This window comes from Streptomyces cyaneofuscatus, from assembly GCF_033109485.1.
Taxonomy (GTDB): Bacteria; Actinomycetota; Actinomycetes; order Streptomycetales; family Streptomycetaceae; genus Streptomyces; species Streptomyces cyaneofuscatus.
On the sequence record NZ_CP137002.1, the window covers coordinates 223,711 to 242,776 of the forward strand.

Sequence of the window (19,066 nt, forward strand, 5' to 3'; positions counted from 1 at the left end):
AGATGGAGCACCATGGACACAGTCACTTTCGGCATCGTTCCGGGCTATGGCGAGAAGCTTCACGATGCCCTGGGCTACAGCAGCGCCGTCCGCGTCGGGGACCGGGTCGAGATTTCCGGCCAGGCAGGTGTGGACGACGACCTGAACATCCCCGACTCGCTGGAGGAGGAGATCGTCCAGGCCTTCGAGAACGTGGAGCGCGCGCTCGCCACGGTCGGCGCGACCTGGCATGACGTCATCCACGTCAACTCGTACCACAAAGTCGCCCCCGGGGAGAAGGTCATCAGCGAGGACGTCAACCGCATCATGGCCCAACAATTCCGCCTCCGCCTGGATGGCCGCGCGCCGATCTGGACCGAAACCGGCGTCACCGTCCTCGGCCTTGCCGCCATGCGCGTGGAGATCCGTGTCACCGCAATCGCCGGCTCCGGCAATTGACACCTCACCCAGTCACCCTTCGCTCACTCATCAGGATTCGTCGTTCAAAGCGGCCCCCACCGCGGGGCCGCTCCGCTGATGAGAGACTGGACGTTGACCGTATTGAACCGCCCACCAGCACCTACGGCGAAGGTCAGGCCCTACCCTGCCTTGCCCGCCGCAGGGCCGGCGTCCTGTTCGCAACGCTCGCGACGGAACCTTCCGCTACTCGCCGACGGCCACCCAGATGCCATGCCGACAAGGCCGGAAGTCCACGAGAACCACCCGCCGTCCGTCAATGGCCGGGTCCTCGACACACGACACGACGCTTTCCGGGCCCTCGTCACAGATCGGACATGACACGAGCGCGGGATAGTCGGGTCGCTGAAGGACTCCGAGGAGCACCTCCTCTTCCCTGCACAGCAGAGCTGCCCTGAGGCCAGCCAGCCAGGCACCTGTCACGCGAAAGCGATCCATGTCTTTCTCCTCCGAGGCTGCCACACTGCCGGGCGGATGCGGGGTCACGGGGTACGGGCCGGCTGGTCGTCCTGCCATACCCAGCGGCCCTGGATGTCCGGTGCATAGATGCTGCTGCCACCAGGGTAGGTACAGCCGTCGTTGGGAAGCCCAACCCAGGGGTCCTCATCCGTGAGGGTCACGGGGGTGGTTTGCCCATCCAGCGGTCCGCCGTGCAGTTCGACTGTGATCGAGATGCCGTTGTCGCTCATGCAGCTCTTCTACCCCGACAGGTACAGACCAATTGCGGTGGCCAGTCAGCCGCGATCTGCCCCGCCGAACACTCGCCTCGTCAGGATGGGCCCCTAGCAGGGAGGTTGAGCGCAGCACAGGTGAGAGGGACTCGGACGGCCGTTGCGCTCGTTCGCGCAGCGAGCACCGGTATGCGCACGCGGGTCGGCAGACCGTCAAGGAAGGGGTGCGCTCCGTGCCGACCAAGATCCGGGCCATACGCGGACCACGCCCTACAGCTTGGCCGTACATTGGCCGTTTCCGCTGGTCAAGGGCCCCCGATCAGGCGCCCTTCTGCTGTGCCTAGAAGAAGCCCGGCTTCTGCGGCGGGACGTCCGGGCGATACGGGCCATGGGCCACTTTCCATACCCGTTTCCACAGGTGGGCGATGGGCGGAACGTTCGACCGGATGCTCCGGGCGGCCCATCGCGTCACGTCGTGGGGCGGCGGCGGGCTCGTAGCAGGTGGAGACCCTTCACGGCGTACACGCCGACCATCAGCACGAAACCGGTGGCCAACAGCCAGACCCAGGATTCCGCCACCGCAAGACTCAGCAGCAGACCACCCATCAGCATCACGCCCGCGACCGTGTCCAGCAGATCCAGGCCCGCCCCGGAACGCTCCCCGGGGCCGGACCGGCGCCACCGACGGATGGAAGGCACCAGGCCCAGGGCCTGCACGACGAACAGCGCCAGAGCGACCCAGATCAACCAGCCAGGTATGTCCACAGCGTCACTGTAGCCCCGGCCCACGCCCTCCTCCCACAACACCGGCCATCACGAGAACGCCCCACAGTGCAAGCCTCGTTCAGCATGCTGCAGGAGGCGCGGACCGCTTGCGGGTTGGCGGGCGCAGCACCGCCTGGCCGTCGGTGTCGCGCGGGTACAGCGTCCGCTCCGGTAGGGGCGGCCGCGCAGGGCGTATCTGAACTGGCCAGACCTCACCTGGTCTCTTCGCGCTTGAGATGATCTGCGGGCGTCCGGGTCGCGTCGGACCTGGACCTCAGGGGAGGAACAACGTTGAAGAGAGTGACAACGGCAGCGCTGGTACTGGCCGTCGTCAGCGGCTTGCTGCTCGGCGTGCCGGTACAGGCGGCGCCGGCGCCGGTCGAAACGACCGCGGCAGCCCGGACGGCATCGATGACCCCGCCATACCCGGGGGAGACGCGGGTCATCACCTGGAACATCTGCGGAGAGGCCGGCAGCCCGCGCGGCACGGCGGGCTACTGCGCCTTCCGTAACGAGCCCGACCGCAAGGCGGAGCAAGTCGCCCAACTGGTCACCGAGCACCAGGCGAATGTGGTGATGCTCCAGGAGGTCTGCGGCTACGACGAGGCCACACCCGACACCGGGCGCCGTGCCAACTGGCGCAAGAGCCACATGGCACTCCTGAAGGAACGTCTCGGCCCCGGATGGTCCTTCGCGCACGCGCCCGGCAACCGCGAATCGGACCTGGACAGCCGCTGCCGCGGTGAAGCGCTCGGTGGCGACCTGGGCGTCCTGCTCGCTGTCAAGGGCACGTTCGACGGCCCCGTCGAGCGGGTCGAGACGGTGCCGGCCGATCTGTCCCCGCGCAAGCTGCCGATGGTGTGCGCCCGCATCACCGGCCTGCCCGACAAGTTCTGCAGCGTGCACCTGATCCCCGGCGAGTCGGCGATCGCCAAGCGCCAGTCCCAGGCCATCGCCGCTCACCTTCAGGACGACATCCCGGTCGGTGTGGTGATCGGCGGCGACTTCAACCGCAACGCCGCGTCCGCCGATCTGGCCCCGGTCACCTCGAAGCTGGACCGCTGCCTCAACGGCGACCACACCTATCAGTACTGGGCGTCCACCGCGGCCGCACCCAGCCGCCACTGGCTCGACCATCTGTTCACCACCCTGCGCGCCGACGGCCCCCGCTTCGTCGCCTGCACCGTCGACCAGTCCCGTATGGACCGGACCCGGAACACCGGCGCCGAGGCGACCGACCCGCCGAACGGCTACTCCGACCACGCCCCCGTCATCGCCTACCTCCGCGACGCGCCCGTCCCCGGCGACATGACCGGTGACGGTAAGCCGGACCTCCTGGCCGTCGACGACCTGGGCAAGCTGCGCCTCTACCACGGCGCGGGGACCGGAGGTGTGCCCGGCGCCCACGACATCATCGGTACCGGTGGCTGGAGGGGCGCCTCCGTGACCCACCGCGGCGACTGGACAGGAGACGGCGCGGAGGACGTCGTCGCCCGGGTGGGCGGCGACCTACGCATCTACGCCAACCGCGGGGACGGCTCGCTGGCCGCCCCCGTCACGGTCGCCGTCGGCCTGCCCACGGACGCGAGGGTCGTCAGTCCCGGCGATGTCACCCGGGACGGCCACCCCGACACGGTTCTCTCCTACGGCGACAAGCTCTGGCTCTACGCGGGTGTACGCGGCGCCGTCCCGGCCGTGGCCGCCCCCGTCCTCATCGGCAACAGCGGCTGGGACGTGATGACCCTCACGGCCCCCGGCGACGCCGACCGGGACGGCCGCCCCGACCTTCTGGCCCGCAACACGGCCAACGGTGACCTTTGGCTCTACCGGGGGCGCGACGGCGGAGGCTTCGACGCCCGCACCCTCTACGGCCACGGTTACGGCCTCGTCAACCGTCCCTTGATCGCAGGGGCAGCCGACGCCGACGGCAACGGCGTCGCCGACATGTGGACCACGACGAACGAGGGCACCGGCACCCTGATGTTCTACGCCGGCGCAACCGGTGCGGCGGGCCACCCGGTGGACGGCGAGCGCACGACGGTCGGCGCGAGCAGCTGGAGCACCATCCGGTCCGTCAGCTGACCCCGCCCCGGGCCACGGGCAGCGCGGGCCCGGCCATCGGCCGGACAGCGGTACGTGTCAGCATGATCCACCCGGTTCGGCCGACGGGCCGGCCATGACAGTGGAGTGCCATGCGACGAAGACCACTCTGGTCGGTGGCCGCGGCCGCCGTCGCCCTGACGATGCTGGGGGCGCCGTCGGCCCGGGCTGAGGGCCGCGGCGACATCCGGACCATCAAGAGGGTCGTGGACGGCGGAACGAACGTCATCGTGGGCGTCTCGAAGCCCGTGACGTTTCCGATCAGGATGACCGTCAAGGACAACTCCGGGGTCAGGGGTGTCGACCGCGTCAGCACCTTCAGCACGCACAACCGCGGCGGCCCGGTGGAGTGGATCGATACGAGCTGTGTGAAGAAGTCGAAGACAACGTCCGACTGCACGGCGACCATGTATGTCGACCCGAAGGCGATGCCGCACGTCAGTGACAGGGATCCCGACAAAATCGCCGGGCAGTGGCAGGTCAACGCGAATGACAAGGACTACTGGATCTCCGACCGCATCGCGCTGTATCAGTTCAAGCGCGCCGCGACCCTGACGACGGACGCCGCGCCCGAACCCGGCAGCAACGGGAAGAAGCTCACCGTCAAAGGCAAGCTCTCCCGGTCCAGTTGGAAAGACCTCGAGTACCACGGTTTCGGTGGGCAGAAGGTGACTCTGCAGTTCCGCAAGGCGGGGGCCACCTCGTACAAGAACGTCGCAACGGTGAAGAGCAGCGCTTCCGGCAACCTCAGGGCCGCCGTGACAGCCTCAGCGGCGGGCACCTGGCGCTGGTACTTCGCCGGCACCGGCACCACGATGAAGGTCATCTCAGCGGGCGACAGCGTCAAGCTCGGCTGACCGGAGTCCGTCCCCCGGGCATCCGAGGTTTGCATGCCGTACCGGTGGACACCTCTCACCGGTACGGCTTCGCACTGCGCTCCGCCCGGTTCCGGGGTGACCTGGGTATCCCTCCTCAGCTGCCGCTTCCGGCGGCACGGCTCGCCGCTGGGTCGCGGTCCCGTCGGCGCTTCAGAGGTGGGCGCTGCGCCCCTTCTCCTCCCGTCGACGGCGTCGGCTCCCGGTCCAGCAGCAGCGGAACGGCCAGAACCGGGAGCAGCCAGACGAACACGATGAGGCGGTGGCCGAGCAGCTGGTCCAGGTTCGGGTGGCCCGCCTGGTTGAGGATGCCTGCGGACGCCGCCGCCAGGGCGATCGGCAGGACCGCCGAGCGCCGTCTCAGCAGCGCCCAGGCCGAGAGCGCGAGCAGGACAGGGAGTACGGGATAGGTGGCCTGGCGCTGGAGCCACGCCGTCCAGAAGATCCGTTCCTGGACGAGGAACTCCGGCCAGGGGTTGGGCAGATCGGGATGCCGGTAGTGGTCGGTCAGCAAGTCCTGGGCGCTGTCCTGGCCCGTGGGCCAGGACAGGAGGTGCGCGCCCGCGTAGACGGCCACGGCCAGGGCCCCGCACAGGACGGCCGACTGCCCCGTCCGCTGCGACGGCCGCCGGCGGCGGCGCAGCCACACCCACCGGAGTGCGAATCCGGCCGCGAGGGCGACCGCCAGGAGCAGCGCCTGCGAGTAGCGCACCGGGAACATCAGGGCCAGGCCGCCCGCGACGAGCGCCGCTCCCGTACGAGGGCGGTCCAGGGCGAGCAGCGTGCACCCGAGGACGACCGCCGTGCCCAGAGCCAGCGAGAGCCCGTCGCTCAGCGGGTTCATGGCGACCGTTCCGGTAGGCAGAGCGAGGTACAGCGCCTGACCCGCCAGGCCGGCGCGGCGGGAGGCGCCCGCGCACCGCAGGGTGAGCAGGACGCAGACGCTTCCGGCCAGCGCGACGACGAGGCCCGCGAGCCAGAGACCCCACATCGCGCCGAAGACGGTGACGAAGGGGACCAGGAAGAGGGGATACCCCGGGCGGGCCTCGAAGATGGCCATGAAGCGATGGTTCGCGAAGGGCGCGATCATCCCCGAGGTGTTGCCGTTGCGGGACCAGTGGGCGACCGAGTCGTTCAGCCGGCGCACGCACTGCTCCTCCGACTCCCCCGCGACCTTCCTGCTGGTCCAGGGGATGGAGTCCAGGGGACCGTGCTGCTGGCTGGCACAGGAGTAGTCGATGGCCCGGCGGCCCGCCTCGGCCCGGCTCTCGCCGCTGAGGGACAGGGCGTAGGAGAGGTAGTTCTTCGTGTCGGGCGAGGCCCTTCCGGTGACGGCTGTCAGCTGGAGCCCGGCGAAGGCCACGGCGATCAGCAGCATCCCGATGAGGCCGAGGTGCTTGGTACTGCGGATGCTTCGCATCGGAGGGACGCTCCCCAGAGGTACGGCGGTTACCTCACCAACGAGTGCGCCGCCTCGGGGTGGCGTTCACCTCACCGACGAGGGCGGACGGCGGCGCGGCTCGGTGGCGTGGTTCCGCCGGAACGAGCGCTGTCCCCGCCGGTGGAGCAGGCGGGGACAGTGCTCAGGGCCGATGGTGGGAAGCCTTGGGTGGTACGGGGATCAGATGATGCTCACCCCGTAGGCGCCGAGCGCCTCGGTGACGGGCTGGTAGAACGTGGTGCCGCCGGAGGAGCAGTTGCCGCTGCCGCCGGAGGTGAGGCCGAGCGCGGTGGTTCCGGAGAAGAGCGCGCCGCCGCTGTCGCCGGGCTCGGCGCAGACGTTGGTCTGGATCAGACCGGAGACGATGCCGTCCGCACCGTAGTTGACGGTGGCGTTGAGGCCGGTGACCGAGCCGCCGTGCAGGCCGGTGGTGCTGCCGCTGCGCTGGACGGACTGGCCGACCGAGGGGTCACCGGCGCCGGTGATCTCCTGGTAGCCGCCGTTGTAGAGGTAGACCCGGCCGTCGGCCGCGCCGGGGTCGGAGTGGCGGATGATGCCGTAGTCGTTGCCGGGGAAGCTGGATCCGGTGGTGGTGCCGATGGACCACGAGCTGCCGATGTTGGTGCAATGACCGGCAGTCAGGGCGAACTTGGTGCCCGCGCCGTCCTGCACGTTGAAGCCCAGGGAACACCGGGCTCCGCCGGTGGTGATGGCCTCGCCGCCCGCGATGAGCTTGGAGAACGTACCGGTGGTGCGCTTGACCTCGAGAGCGTCGGCGTTCGCGCCGGCCTCGTTCTCGATCTTGGCGATCTCGGCCTTGCTGACGGTGCTGTCGACGGTGACGACGACCTTGCCCGACGCGGCATCGACGTACCAGGCGGTGCCGCCGATGTCGGCGGTGCGCACGGAGTCGGCCGTCACGTTGAGCTCGGTGGCGCTGAACGTCTTCGGGGCGGGCTGGGCGGACGCGGTGGCGGCGGGGACGGCGAACGCCGCGACAGCGGCGAGGCCGGTTGCTCCGGCGATGAGTCGTGCTCGTCTCGAAAGGCTGTGGGGGTGAGAGAGTCGCACTGTAGTCCTCCAGATCGTGGGGGGAACTCGGGGCGTTGGGTGGACGCCCATGGCGCGTTTCCAGGAACACGATCAATCCGACGTGTCCCTGACAACGTTGTTCCATGCTGGGTAGGCCGGTACACCCACCACAAGACCCCTGGGACGGGCCTGGCCGAAAATGAGTTGCCCCGACCAGGTCCATACGCCATCAAATCGGTGGATCGGTGCCTATGCGAGAGGGTGGATGACGGAAAACGATCGATGAGGACGCGAGGTGAAATCCCGGCGCCGAATCTTCGTCACTCCTCCACCCGCCCCTCTCACCCGCTGGTCCTTTCGGGCGCCTCCCGCTCACCTCACGCCGGGCCGGTCCGGGTCAGGGGTGGAGGTCGGCGGACGGATGCGAGCCTCCGTCGGATCCGTCGGAACAGTCGGCCGACTCGGTTCGGGCCGTATGGCTCCCGGCGTCCGGCGCCGGAGGCGTGGAGGCGGCCGCAAGGGCCTCCTCGATGTCCCGGCGCCGATGCAGGAGGGACTCGACGGCCAGCGTCGTGGCGGCTCCGCTCGTGACCGCGGCCACCGTACGGCCGTCGAGCCACCCCTTCCCGGAGCGGCGGCCGTCGGCACTCCTCCCGTCCACGGCGGGCCCCGATTCCGCTCCGTCGCCCAGGGAAGGGCCCGACTCGGGGCGACGGAGCGGGGCCGGGTTCACGGGACTGCGGGCCGGGCTCGTCGCGCGCCAAGGGAAGTCGGGGGCGGCAAGGAGCTTCAGCAGGATCCGGGTGGCATTGGTGGCGGCGTAGCGGCGCCAGGCGTTGGGCCTGCCGTCGACGTCCGGGGTCAGGTCCGTCGCCGTCTTGTCCTTCGCGGCGTGGTCGGAGATGCCCCGGACGACGAGAACGTCGGCGGTGTCGGAGTGGTACGTGGAGAGTGCGGCACCGCCCGCTTCCATCTCCACGGCGGCGAGGGTGCGGTTCTTGTTTCGGATCACCTCCTTGAACGCGTCCGAACCGACCACCACGTCCCCCGTGGCGACCGGCGCGACGTGGAGTCCGGGCCCCGCGGCCGGACGGAGGCCGACGGGCAGGGGACAGCGTGCCAGCGCGTCCCGCGACCAGGCGGTGACGAGACCCCGGCTGGCCTTGCGCAGCGGGAAGTTGCGGACGAGGTCGAGCAGGGGGGCGGACGGCTTCCAGCTCGTCCCGGCCAGCGCCAGGCCCGGCCCTCCCGGGTGTTCGGCGTCCCCCACCGCCTTCGCCCGGTACAGATAGGCATCGATCTCCGAGGCCACCACCACGTCCCCCAGCGCGACCTCCGACGAGAGCGCCGCACCAGTTCCGATCAGGGCCACCAGCGGGACGCCGAAGACGCGGATGAGGTCCTGGGCGGCGATGGCGGCATTCGACTGCCCCATGTCGTGCAGGACGGTCAGCAGCCCGGTGATCTCCGTCCCCGGAATGAGGAAGGAGTGGTAGACCCGGCCCTCCTCCCGGAAGTCACCGAGGAGGTCGACGACGGAGCTGACGTAGCCGAACTCCTCGGGCAGAGGCACGATGAGGCCGACGCGGAGTTCTGTCACGGCGTTCTCCTTTCTGAGGCGAAGTCGGCCGCCAGCACGATGCGGACGGCCAGGACGGCAGCCGCGGCGAGCTCGGCCGCCGCGACGAGGGACAGGCCGCGTCCAGGGATGGCCTCCATCCAGTGAAGCACCACCGCCACCACGGTGGGGACGACGAACATGACCAGGTCGACGGCGAGTTGCAGGATCTTCGCCGCGATCCGGCCCGGCTCGCCGCGGTGGGCCCACTCCCAGCCCAGCACCTCACCGGGGCGGGTGCCGGTGAGGTCGGCGAGGCGGGGCGCGAGTTCGTCGCGCAGGTAGCGCCCGGCGGCGGAGATCTTCAGGTCGTTGACGAGATACGTCCAGCCCAGCACCAGGCAGACGGGCGGCAGGAGGAGCACCGTCCCCGCCGGCGCCTCCGCCGTGAAGACGACGACCAGGACCGAAACGAGACCGGCGAGCGTGGCGTACATGAGGTGGTCACGGGCGATGATCCGGGCCTTCTGCTCGGCCTTGAGCACCTCGTACTCCAGGAGCAGCACCTCCCGCCGCGCCGCCCTGCGCTCCTGGTCGTCCACGGCGTCCGGGACCCCGCTCACAGGTCCCACCGTTCCCGTACGACGGCCAGCCGACCCGCCAGTGCGTCCAGCTCCCGGAGGGACAGCGTCGTGGCCGCCAGCCGTTCGGCACGCTCGGCAGGGCTCAGCTCCAGCACCAGCCGGAGGTCGTGCCGGTCCCGGTCGACCTCTTCCCGCTGCTCCACGAGGAGGTCCTCGATCACCGTCGTGACGGACGCGCACCCCTGCTCGGCCTCCTTCCGAGCGACGGTCAGGACCTCCCCGGTGACGGCCTTGACCACCCGGTCGAAGAGGGTCGTCAGATCCTCACGCCGGGCCGCCCGGCGCGCGAAGAGTTCCTTGACCGTCCCCACGGTCAGCGAGGTGAACACGGCCAGCGCCGTCGACCGGGAATCCGCCTCGGTGGGCTGACTCTGCCCGGCGTCGTCCTTGTCCCTTCGCTGGGCCTGGGACCGGAAGAAGGCCGCCTTGGCCATGACGAAGGCGTTCGCCATCTGCTCCATGGCGGAGTCACTGATCTTCTTCGGCTCCGGGATCCGCACGGAGACCGTCGCCGAATCGCCGAGCCGCCGCAGGTGTGCGGCGATCACGTCCTTGTCGTCCCGCTCGGTGATGACGCGCACCGCCTCCGTCAGGCGTTCCCGCACCGTCGTGACCATCTCGTCCAGCGCTGTCTGGGGTTGCAGGGGCAGCGTCTTCAGAGCGTCCTTGCGCTCCGCCCGGTCCATCTCGTCGAACCGGTCCTGGTAGTCGGCGCGCAGGATCTCCACGCGGGCCGCCGCCTGCGTGGGAAGGTCCTCAGCGAGGGAGGTGAGGGCACCGTTGATGTGCTTGCGCCAGGAGTCCCCGTCGGTCCGTTCCCACTCGGCGATGCGCCGTTCCCGCTCGTCGATGGCGAGCTGGGCCTTCTCGTCGCCTCGCAGGACCTCGTGCAGCTCCTCGAGCCGGCGCCGTACGGCACGGGCCGTCGACTCCGTCAGCCGCACCATGTCGCGGCGGTGGATCTCCTCCACCCGCTGGACGACGCGGGTGCGCAACCACTCCTCCAGCTCCGACAGACCGCTCAGCGCCAAGTCCTCCTCCCGCTGCGGGCCCGGAGCGGCGCCCTGGGCGCCGAGCGCGAGCCGCGCGGAGACGGACAGCCCCTCGACACCGCTCATCAGCCGGGCGATCCGGTCCGCGTCCTCCTCGTCGTCGGTCACCGCGGCCCAGGTGCTCGGGGTGCGCAGGCGTGCCACATCGTCGTCCAGTTTGCTTCCGGCCTCATGGACGAGATCGCTGTGCGTCTGGACGACGGCGACCGAGTCCACACGCTGCGCCGCCTGGAGGAGGAAGTCCTGCTCGGAGGCGCTGAGCGGTTCTCCGGACCGCACCACGAACAGCACCGCGTCGGCGTCGGACAACGCTGCCAGGGTCAGTCTGCGGTGGGCCGGGTTCGCGCCGCCCACGCCGGGGGTGTCCACCAGGCGCAGCCCTCCGGCCAGCACCTCGGCCGGGATCTGGATCGTGGCGCTCAGCACTTGGGCACCCCGCCCGTGGCGGTCGGTGACGGTCCGTTCCCCCGCCTCCGTCAGGTAGACCTTGATCTCCTCCTTCCCGGCGAGGTCGCGCTCGACGATCTCGCCGCGGCCGGCGTCGTACAGCGTCACCGTGCCCCGGATCTCGGGGCCGTACCGCAGCTCCACGGGTACGGAGGACAGCGCCGGCACGGCCGTGGGCAGCAGCGGCTCCTTCAGCAGGGCGTTGATCAGCGTGGACTTGCCGACGGACACCTCGCCGAGCACGGCCACCCGGGCGAAGGGTTCCCGCCAGCGGCCGGCCAGGGACCGCAGAGGCAGGGACACGCTGCTGGCTATGGGCTGTTCGTCCACGAGGGCGAGCAGTCCGGCGACGGTGTCGTCCATCAGCTGCTCGGGCGTTCCGGCGGGGCCGGGGCCGCCCTCGGGCTCGGGGGCCGTCGCGTCGTCTTCTCGGTGCAGGGCCATGGCGTCCTCACTTCACTTCGGTCGCGTACACAGCGACTCTCGCGGTCCGGATCAGTTCGTTCCGGGGCCCGGAGAAGCCGGGGGCCAGCAGGGCCGCCACCGTCTCCTCCCGGGCGGGGTCGTCCGTGGGCCGGGTCTCGTCCCACTGGTGCTGCGCCGGCTCGAAGGCGTCGCCGGGCGCCGGGCGGAGCGCCCGGACGCCCGGGAGCCGGCCCACCGCGTCGAAGAGCCGGCGGGCCAGCTCCTCGTTGCGCAACCGGTCGGCGACCGCCAGCACGTCCCGGGCGACGGCGACGCAGTCCGGCGGTGTGACCGGCGGGGCGGCCGGGGAGGCGGCAGGCGGGCCGGCCGGGGAGGGTGCGCCCTCCGGGGACGGCACGGGGAGCGCTGCGGCAGGACCGGGGGCGTCCGGGCCGGCGGCGCCCGGCTCCCCCGGCCCGCGTACCGAGCCGCCCGCATACCCGTCGCGCCCGGCCGCCCGGTCCAGCCGGTCCGCGAGCCGCCGCAGCCCATCGGCCGTACGACCCGCCGCCCGGGAGACCCGTTGGTTCCCCCGCCACCGGGTGTGCCCGCGGGCCCGTGCGTCGCTGCCGGGTGTCCGTGTGGTCATCGTGCGGCTCCCCTCTGCCGTAGCGGTGTGTCCGCCCGGCGGGCCAGATCGGCGATCAGCTCGGCCACCGCGCGGCTCCGGGTGGGCCGCAACGGGTGGGCGGCGTAGGAGGCCCAGCGGGCGGCGAGGGCGGGCGGGTCGTGGCACGTGCCCGAACGCAACAGCTCACAGGCCGCCTCCCGGTCCTCCTCGGCGAGCTCGGCGGCCACCTGGCCGTGCCGCACCAGGCGTGCGGCGGCCCGGGCGCGCAGCCGGTCGAAGGCGGCCGTGTTCTGGAGCGCCCGCAGCCCTTCCCGGACGGATGCGCCGCCCCCGGACCCGGGACGCGCTGCCCAGTGCCGCAGCCGCAGCACGGCGGCGGTGGCCGTGAACAGGTCCTCGTCGTCGGCCATGTCGGCTAGGACCGCTTCCAGCACGGGTATCCGGGACATCTCCTCCACCACCCGCAGGACGTCCTGTGCCGTGGCCGACTCCGCCGTCCGGCGGATCAGCTCCGGCAGCCAGGCGGGCGAACCCAGCGCGGCGGTGAGCCCCGCCAGCTGTGCTTCCGACAGGTGGCCGGTGAGGTGCGGCCAGCTCAGGGTCGGCCGGGCCACCAGTTCGGGCTTCGTCCGGATCGACGCCAGGGCCGACAGGAACGGGGCCGACACCTCCGCGACGCGGGCGGCGACGGCCATCTTCTGGTGGACGGCGACGGCCCGGATCGGCACCCGTGCCTCGCGAGGCACGCGTTCCTCGATCTCCGCCTGGTCCGAACCCACCTCGTCCGCCTTGCCCGCCACCGCGACGACGTTCCCGACCAGGTCGAAGGGCCCGGCGGTCATCGCCGTCAGATTCCCCAGAGCCTCCGCCTCGCCGTCGGCCCTTCCGCGCAGCAGGAGGAAGGCATAGGCCGCCGCGGCCCCGGCCAGGTCCCCGCCGGGCAGCATCCGCAGGGTGTGGCGCGGGTTCTCCGACTTCGTGTTGAGCCCCGGCGCATCGGCGATCATCAACCGCCTGGCCAGCGGGAAGTCCACCCGGACGCCGCGGTGCGTGGGGTCGGGCAGCCGCACGGCCTGCGGCCCAAGGCCGTGGAACCACGTCACCGTCGATGTCGTCTCCCGGTGGGCCGTCCGAGCGTGGTGGCCCGCGAGCAGGGCGTTCAGCAGCGTGGACTTGCCCGCGGAGACGTCACCGACCAGGAGCACGCGTAACGGCTGACGGCACTGGGCGGCGATGTCCCCGAGCACCGGATCGTCGCGGTGGCGGGGGTCGCTCAGCAGCTCCCCGCAGAACCCGGCCACGACGCCGCGCGCGTCGAGCGCGCCGTTCACGGCTTCACCGGAGCCAGGTGGAGCAGGTCGAGCACCGCGCCGCCGGCCGTCCTCCGGCGGGCGTAGACGACCCCGGGGTCGGCACCGGGCAGCAGCGCCTCGGGGGTGGGGAGACGCCAGGCGTCCCGCAGCGCGACCTGGCGCCCACTCTCCCCGTCCAGCGCCCGGTACACCTCCGCGTCCGCGTCGTACGCGACGACCAGGCGCTCGCCCGCCCCACCGGTCAACGCCACGGCGCCCCCGGTGCGCAGGGCCCGCCGCCAGAGCTGCTCCAAGCCCTCGGCGGTGACCGCCCAGCCCGTCAGCTCGTCGTCGGAGAGCGTGCAGCACAGGCCGGCCGGGCCGACGAGGAGGGGTACGGAGTCGGGCAGGGGCGTCTCGCCGGTCGGGTGGCCGGTGCGGACGTCGAGGTGCACGATCCGTCCGGCGACCCGGGCCAGCAGCGTACGGTCGTCGGCGAAGGCCAGCTCCCGTACCGGTTCGCGCAGGGGCAGCGGCCGCCAGCCGTTCCCTCCGCCCCCGACGAGGGTGGAGCCGCGGCGGCCGGTCTGGCTCCAGGCGAACAGCTCTCCCCGCCGGGCCAGGGCCGTGACGGTGCCCTCCGGGCGCGTCGGCAGCGCCGCGAACGAGCCCAGGACGCTGCCGAGCCGCAGTCCCCCGGACGCGTCCGTCGTGGTGCAGGCGAAGGCGGGTGACGGGTAGGCGAGGACGACGCGGCCGGTCGTCACGTCGGCGGCGATCCGCGTCACGGCGGGGCGGTCCTCGGGGACGGGCGGACCGTCTCCGTCGTGGCCGCCCCTCCCGCCGTTCTCGCCGTTCCCTGTGGGCAGGACGCGTATTCGATGGTCCGGGCCGCGTTCCAGTACGCCGCCGGGGAGCGCGACCACCTCGCTGCCGGGGTCGCCGAGCAGGATCGCGGCGGAGGTGAGGGTGAAGGGCCGGGCCGGCTGCGGCGGCTTCCCCGTACTCCGCATCCGGCGGTGGACGCCGAGCGCGACCGCGCTCCCCTCGATGTCGTCGGTGAGGTCCACCAGGGCCACCTCCCCGGACTCGCCGCCGTCCTTCCGGAGGCGGGAGAGCACGCGCACGAGCTCCTCCACCTGCTCGCGCACCACCGGGGTCCGGGCCCCGCCGCCGCTGAGCACGAGGGTGCCGGGTATGTCCTCGGGGAAGGAGGTGATCGCCGCCCGCGCCGTGGCGACGCAGGCGAGGACGAGGTCGTCGACGGCTTCGGCGAAGTCCTCCCGGTAGATGGTCACCGGGGGTGCGTCGTCGGCGACGGCGAAGTTCACCTCGTCGTCGGTGCTGAGACGCCGCTTGAGCAACTCGGCCTCGGACTTGAGCAGTTCGGGATCGTCCAGCACAAGCCTCTCCAGCAGCCGCCGGGTCGCGTCGTCCGCGCTGTCCCGTACGACGTCCAGCACCCGCACGTCGAAGTCGTCCCCGCCGACGTGCCGCCCGGTGGAGTACATGACGTCGGGTAAGCCGTCGGGGACGGCGCGCATGAGGGCGAAGTCGAAGGTGGAGGCCCCGAGGTCGAACACGGCGAAGGTCCCCTCGCCGAGCTGCTCGGCACGTCGCCGCGCCGCGAACATCCCCACCGCGGCGGCCTCCCCGACCAGCGAGGCCGACCGGCAGCCCGCCGCCACCGCGGCCTCCGCGAGGACGGCCCGCTGCTGCTCGGACCACATCACCGGGTGGCTGAGGATCACGTGCCGGGGCTCCCCGTACCGTTCACGCGCGGCGTCGAGCACATGGCTGATCACGGCGGCGAAGCCCCGTACCAGGGGCCGGGACTCGCCCGAGGGGAACAGCAGCTCCCGGTGCACGGGCTCGATGCCGCCCACCAGATTGACCTGCTGTTTGAGGCCGGTCAGGTAACGGCCCCGGAACCGGGGGGCCTTACGGGTGTTCTCAGCCTGCTGACCGGTGGTCAAGGCGCCGTCCGGGTGCAGCAGAAGCCCGGTGGGCCACTCGGGCCGGCCCTGTTCCTCGATGGGGACGACACCCTCGTCACCGTCGAGCAGGACGGCCGCCTTGGTCGACGAGGCGCCGACATCGATGGAGAGCAGCACGAGACCCCCTGTGTGAAGGGCCCCGCTCCGCCGCCCGGCCGTACGCCGGGGCGGTCGCTCCGCACCCTTCTTGTCATAAAGACTCTATGAATCCCGAGGTTCCTGTCAATCGAACAATTAAGTAGTCTTCGCCGAATGACACACGTGTACCGTGAACGGTTGTTGCTGCATGTGACGACGGATCTCGTCATCCTGACCATCCGTCACCACACGTTGCACGTCCTGCTCGTGGAGCGGGGAACAGAGCCCTTCCGCGGCCGCCTTGCCCTGCCCGGCGGCTTCATGCGGGGCGACGAGACCGTCGAGGAGACCGCGGCCAGAGAGCTGGGCGAGGAAACCCGGCTCGACGCCGACGCCCTCCACCTGGAACAGCTCGGCGTCTACTCCGCCCCCGGCCGCGACCCGAGGGACCGGCGCGTCGTGACCTGCGCCTTCCTGGCGATCGCCCCCCGCCTGCCCGCCCCCACCGCGGGCTCCGACGCACGGAACGCCCTCCTGTGCCCGGTGGCCCCGCTTCTCACCGACACCGGGGCCTTGGCCTTCGACCACGGCCAGATCCTGCGCGACGCCGTCGAACGGGCCCGGAACGCCCTCCAGTTCACGACCGTGGCCACCAGCTTCTGCGACCCGGAGTTCACGATCAGCGAGCTGCGCGGCGTGTACGAGACGGTGTGGGACGTCCGGCTCGACCCCCCGAACTTCCACCGCAAGGTGACCGAGGCCGACGGCTTCCTCACCCCCACCGGACGCCGGGGAGCCGCGCAGGGCGGCCGGCCCGCGACGCTCTACCGGGCGGGGCCCGCCACGAGGCTGACGCCTCCCATGATGCGCCCCAGAGCCCGCCCCTCCTGCTGAGCCGGCCGGCGGCGCGCGCCGCTTCCGTACGCTCCGCGACGGAAACTCGGATGCGGGTGCGCCGCGGCGCCCCTAGGCTGCGCGTCGCGTGGCAAGCGGCCGGACCGGCCGTCACCGGATCGGAGATGCACGGGGTATGACCAGTCAACTGTTCGCGATCTGTTTCCGGACGACCCGGCCGTCGGACCTGGCCGACTTCTGGTCCGGGGTCCTGGGCTGGGAGGTGGCCGGAGGTCCCGACGAGGACGCCGCCGCGATCCTGCCCCCGGACGGCTCCGGGTTCCGGATCCGTTTCCTGCCCGGGCAGGAGCCGAAGACCGGCCAGAACCGGGCGCACTTCGATCTGACGAGCGCCTCCCCGGAGGACCAGCGGCGGACGGTCGCCAGGGCCCTGGAGCACGGCGGGCGCCACATCGACGTGGGCCAGTTGCCGGAGGAGGGGCATGTGGTGCTCGCCGATCCGGACGGCAACGAGTTCTGCGTCATCGAGCCGGGCAACAAGTTCCTCGCCGACACCGGCTTCATCGGGGCGCTGGCCTGCGACGGTACGCAGGAGGTCGGGTACTTCTGGAGCGAGGCCTTGCGCTGGCCCCTGGTCTGGGACCAGGACGAGGAGACCGCGATCCAGTCGCCGGACGGCGGTACGAAGATCACCTGGGGTGGCCCTCCGGTGGCGCCGAAGACGGGCGCGAACAGGCTCTCCTTCGAGCTGGCCCTCCCCTCCGGCACCGACTGGCAGGCGGAGGTGGGGCGCCTCGTCTCTCTCGGCGCGACTCGCTCCGAGGCGGATGAGGGCGAGGGCGAAGGAGGCCGCGTGCTGATGTTCGACCCCGACGGCAACGAGTTCTTCGTGCAGAGGCCCTGACGGCGGCCCGGCACCCGTTCGTCCGGAGGCCCCGGCAGGGGCGGCGGCACCCGGCCGTTACGCTTCCGACGTGACGCAGCACCCCACGGCGGAGGAGCGACGGCCCGCGAACGACGGGCCCAAGGCCGCCGCACGCAACCGGGCGGCCCTGATCGCCGCCGCCCGCGAGGTCTACGCGGAGCACGGCCTGGACGCCCCGCTCTCCGGGATCGCCCGCCGGGCCGGGGTCGGGCAGGGCGTGCTGTACCGGCACTTCCCCGACCGGGCCGCCCTGGCGGACGCCGTTCTGGAGGAGAACGTACGGGAGGTGGAGCAGGCGGCCGTGGCCGCGGGCGCGACCCTGGCCGGTGTGCTCGGTGTGCTGACCTGGCATCTGACGGAGTCGGCGGCTTTCATCGGCCTTCTGCACGCCGACCGGACCGGCGGCCGGACCGAGGACCGCACCGAGGACCGGGCCGACGGCGTCCATGCGCACGCCTCGGCCCTGTCCGAGCGGGTCGCGCGCAGCCTGCGAGGGCACCTGACGGACGGTCACCGGCTGGGCGGGGCGGACGACCTCATGCTCGCGGTGGCCATGGTCTCGGGCGCCGTGACCGGCCCCACGCGTGCGGAGCGGGAGCGCCGGGCGCTGGCGGCGTGGCGGCTGCTCGGCGTCGAGGTGGGAGCGGTACGGCCCTTCGCCGGGTGACCGCCCGCGCGCCGTCAGCGACCGTTGGACTGCCGGGTGGCCGCCCACGCGGCGTCAGCCGCCGTTGGACTGGCGGGTGCCCTTCCCCAGGGCGTCGAAGGTGTAGAGGTATCCCCCGCCGGGGCCGCTGACGGTCATGTACGCCTTGGTTCCGCCGGGGGTGATCGCCACGTTCGTCGCCGATTCGAGTCCTTCGGCACGGGCGGGAACCTCGACCGTCGCCAGGCGCTCGCCGTGCCGGTCGTACACGACGATCGCGGGCCTGCCGTGGAGGCCCTGGTAGAGGTTGCCGTCCGCGTCCACGGCGATCGAGTCGGTCTGGGCGATCCCTCCGTCGACACGGATCGCGGTGTGCCGGGACGCCGCCTCGCCGCCTTCACCGAGGCGGAGGTAGGAGATCCGGTTCTCCGTCAGCTCGCTGATCCAGAGCCCGCGATAGGCCTGGTCGAACGAGATGCCGTTCGTCGCGGCCAGGCCGTCGGCCAGGACGGTCGCCTTCCCGCCCTCGCGGTCGATGCGCACGACGCGCCCGTGCGCGGCGCCCTCCGACAGGCCCCGGGAGTCACTGACGTACAGGTGGCCCTTCTCGTCGAAGGCGATGTCGTCCGGATTCATCCGTGCTCCGCCTACCTCGCCGGCGAAGAAGGTCCGCAGGTCGCCGCCGTCCGGCGCGAGGCTCACGATCTCGCCGTGGGCGTAGTCGGTGAGGTAGAGCCGCCCGTCGTACGGGCTGAACTGGGCGGAGGTGTAGGCGCCCCGGCCGTCGGTGTGGACTGCCCGCACCGTCTTGCGCCGCACGTCGACGCGCAGGACCTTGGGCTTGCCCGGGGGTGCGGTGACGTCGACGACGAACAGGCCGCCGTCCGGGTGGAAGGCCGGGCCCTCCAGCAGGGTCATGCCGGTCTCCTCGTGGGTCCGGGTCAGCTGCATGACCTTCTGGGCCCGGATGGTGCCGGTGGTGGCGGTGGTGGCGGTGGTGGTGGCGGGCGCAGACAGGCCGCCGGAGGCGCCTGATTCCGTACCGCATCCGGCGATGGCAAAAGCGAAGGCGAAGGCGATGGCCAGCAGCCCGGCCTTGGCGCGCGCGGCGCGAGGTCGGGGCGGGAGTCGACGCATGGAGGATCACTCTTCCTGTCCGCTGTGTGCGGGTGCCGCCGGCCGGGCAGCTCACTTGC

General features: G+C 71.7%; 17 protein-coding genes. 6 read left to right on the forward strand and 11 right to left on the reverse strand.

Annotated elements, in window-relative coordinates; genetic code table 11:
- The first annotated feature begins 12 nt into the window (after positions 1-12).
- Complete coding sequence (locus R2B67_RS01020; protein WP_237329238.1) at positions 13-438, forward strand: Rid family hydrolase; 426 nt, start codon at positions 13-15, stop codon at positions 436-438.
- Between the two features lie 500 nt (positions 439-938).
- On the opposite strand, the gene R2B67_RS01025 is transcribed toward R2B67_RS01020, so the two are convergent.
- Both R2B67_RS01025 and R2B67_RS01030 read right to left on the reverse strand, forming a co-directional pair.
- Positions 939-1,145, reverse strand: a complete 207-nt coding sequence (locus R2B67_RS01025) for a hypothetical protein (protein WP_078533158.1) — start codon at positions 1,143-1,145, stop codon at positions 939-941.
- 450 nt (positions 1,146-1,595) lie between these two features.
- Entirely contained in the window at positions 1,596-1,892 is a 297-nt protein-coding gene (locus tag R2B67_RS01030) for a hypothetical protein (RefSeq protein ID WP_237329236.1), read from the reverse strand.
- A gap of 411 nt (positions 1,893-2,303) precedes the next feature.
- On the opposite strand from R2B67_RS01030, the gene R2B67_RS01035 reads away from it, so the two are divergent.
- Positions 2,304-3,974 (forward strand): FG-GAP-like repeat-containing protein, encoded by a 1,671-nt coding sequence (locus tag R2B67_RS01035; protein WP_317815911.1) that lies wholly within the window; start codon positions 2,304-2,306, stop codon positions 3,972-3,974.
- A 134-nt stretch (positions 3,975-4,108) separates the two neighbouring features.
- A complete protein-coding gene (locus R2B67_RS01040) occupies positions 4,109-4,849 on the forward strand; it encodes a hypothetical protein (RefSeq protein WP_317815912.1) in 741 nt (246 codons plus the stop codon).
- A gap of 115 nt (positions 4,850-4,964) precedes the next feature.
- Here R2B67_RS01040 and R2B67_RS01045 read toward each other — a convergent pair whose 3' ends face one another.
- From R2B67_RS01045 to R2B67_RS01080, 8 genes are all read right to left on the reverse strand, one after another.
- The gene (locus R2B67_RS01045; RefSeq protein WP_317815913.1) at positions 4,965-6,287 is read right to left on the reverse strand and encodes a hypothetical protein; all 1,323 of its coding nucleotides are present in this window, start codon (positions 6,285-6,287) and stop codon (positions 4,965-4,967) included.
- 201 nt (positions 6,288-6,488) lie between these two features.
- Positions 6,489-7,379 carry a S1 family peptidase gene (locus R2B67_RS01050; protein WP_317815917.1) on the reverse strand — a complete coding sequence of 297 codons (891 nt, stop codon included), beginning with the start codon at positions 7,377-7,379 and terminating at the stop codon, positions 6,489-6,491.
- A gap of 358 nt (positions 7,380-7,737) precedes the next feature.
- Complete coding sequence (locus tag R2B67_RS01055; protein WP_317815918.1) at positions 7,738-8,940, reverse strand: 5'-methylthioadenosine/S-adenosylhomocysteine nucleosidase family protein; 1,203 nt, start codon at positions 8,938-8,940, stop codon at positions 7,738-7,740.
- Positions 8,937-9,521 carry a hypothetical protein gene (locus tag R2B67_RS01060; protein WP_317815919.1) on the reverse strand — a complete coding sequence of 195 codons (585 nt, stop codon included), beginning with the start codon at positions 9,519-9,521 and terminating at the stop codon, positions 8,937-8,939. The genes R2B67_RS01055 and R2B67_RS01060 overlap by 4 nt, the downstream gene beginning before the upstream one ends.
- Positions 9,518-11,485 carry a dynamin family protein gene (locus R2B67_RS01065; protein WP_317815920.1) on the reverse strand — a complete coding sequence of 656 codons (1,968 nt, stop codon included), beginning with the start codon at positions 11,483-11,485 and terminating at the stop codon, positions 9,518-9,520. The genes R2B67_RS01060 and R2B67_RS01065 overlap by 4 nt, the downstream gene beginning before the upstream one ends.
- A gap of 7 nt (positions 11,486-11,492) precedes the next feature.
- Positions 11,493-12,095: a hypothetical protein gene (locus tag R2B67_RS01070; RefSeq protein ID WP_317815921.1), complete on the reverse strand. Its 603-nt coding sequence runs from the start codon at positions 12,093-12,095 to the stop codon at positions 11,493-11,495.
- Positions 12,092-13,408, reverse strand: coding sequence for a GTPase (locus tag R2B67_RS01075; protein WP_317815922.1), 1,317 nt, complete (start codon positions 13,406-13,408; stop codon positions 12,092-12,094). The genes R2B67_RS01070 and R2B67_RS01075 overlap by 4 nt, the downstream gene beginning before the upstream one ends.
- Positions 13,405-15,483: an Hsp70 family protein gene (locus R2B67_RS01080; RefSeq protein ID WP_317815923.1), complete on the reverse strand. Its 2,079-nt coding sequence runs from the start codon at positions 15,481-15,483 to the stop codon at positions 13,405-13,407. The genes R2B67_RS01075 and R2B67_RS01080 overlap by 4 nt, the downstream gene beginning before the upstream one ends.
- A gap of 135 nt (positions 15,484-15,618) precedes the next feature.
- Between R2B67_RS01080 and R2B67_RS01085 the strand changes: the two genes are divergently transcribed.
- The 3 genes from R2B67_RS01085 (at position 15,619) to R2B67_RS01095 (ending at position 17,891) form a co-directional block, all read left to right on the forward strand.
- Complete coding sequence (locus R2B67_RS01085) at positions 15,619-16,338, forward strand: NUDIX hydrolase (protein WP_317815925.1); 720 nt, start codon at positions 15,619-15,621, stop codon at positions 16,336-16,338.
- Between the two features lie 136 nt (positions 16,339-16,474).
- The gene (locus R2B67_RS01090) at positions 16,475-17,203 is read left to right on the forward strand and encodes a VOC family protein (protein ID WP_317815926.1); all 729 of its coding nucleotides are present in this window, start codon (positions 16,475-16,477) and stop codon (positions 17,201-17,203) included.
- A 70-nt stretch (positions 17,204-17,273) separates the two neighbouring features.
- A complete protein-coding gene (locus R2B67_RS01095) occupies positions 17,274-17,891 on the forward strand; it encodes a TetR/AcrR family transcriptional regulator (RefSeq protein ID WP_317815927.1) in 618 nt (205 codons plus the stop codon).
- Positions 17,892-17,945: 54 nt separating this feature from the next.
- On the opposite strand, the gene R2B67_RS01100 is transcribed toward R2B67_RS01095, so the two are convergent.
- Positions 17,946-19,007, reverse strand: a complete 1,062-nt coding sequence (locus R2B67_RS01100) for an SMP-30/gluconolactonase/LRE family protein (RefSeq protein ID WP_317815928.1) — start codon at positions 19,005-19,007, stop codon at positions 17,946-17,948.
- Positions 19,008-19,066 lie beyond the last annotated feature (59 nt).

Coding starts and splice junctions, on each gene's coding strand:
- R2B67_RS01020 (WP_237329238.1), top strand. CDS start 13: ATGGACACAGTCACTTTCGGCATCGTTCCGGGCTATGGCGAGAAGCTT.
- R2B67_RS01025 (WP_078533158.1), bottom strand. CDS start 1,145: ATGAGCGACAACGGCATCTCGATCACAGTCGAACTGCACGGCGGACCG.
- R2B67_RS01035 (WP_317815911.1), top strand. CDS start 2,304: ATGACCCCGCCATACCCGGGGGAGACGCGGGTCATCACCTGGAACATC.
- R2B67_RS01045 (WP_317815913.1), bottom strand. CDS start 6,287: ATGCGAAGCATCCGCAGTACCAAGCACCTCGGCCTCATCGGGATGCTG.
- R2B67_RS01065 (WP_317815920.1), bottom strand. CDS start 11,485: ATGGCCCTGCACCGAGAAGACGACGCGACGGCCCCCGAGCCCGAGGGC.
- R2B67_RS01070 (WP_317815921.1), bottom strand. CDS start 12,095: ATGACCACACGGACACCCGGCAGCGACGCACGGGCCCGCGGGCACACC.
- R2B67_RS01085 (WP_317815925.1), top strand. CDS start 15,619: ATGACACACGTGTACCGTGAACGGTTGTTGCTGCATGTGACGACGGAT.
- R2B67_RS01090 (WP_317815926.1), top strand. CDS start 16,475: ATGACCAGTCAACTGTTCGCGATCTGTTTCCGGACGACCCGGCCGTCG.
- R2B67_RS01100 (WP_317815928.1), bottom strand. CDS start 19,007: ATGCGTCGACTCCCGCCCCGACCTCGCGCCGCGCGCGCCAAGGCCGGG.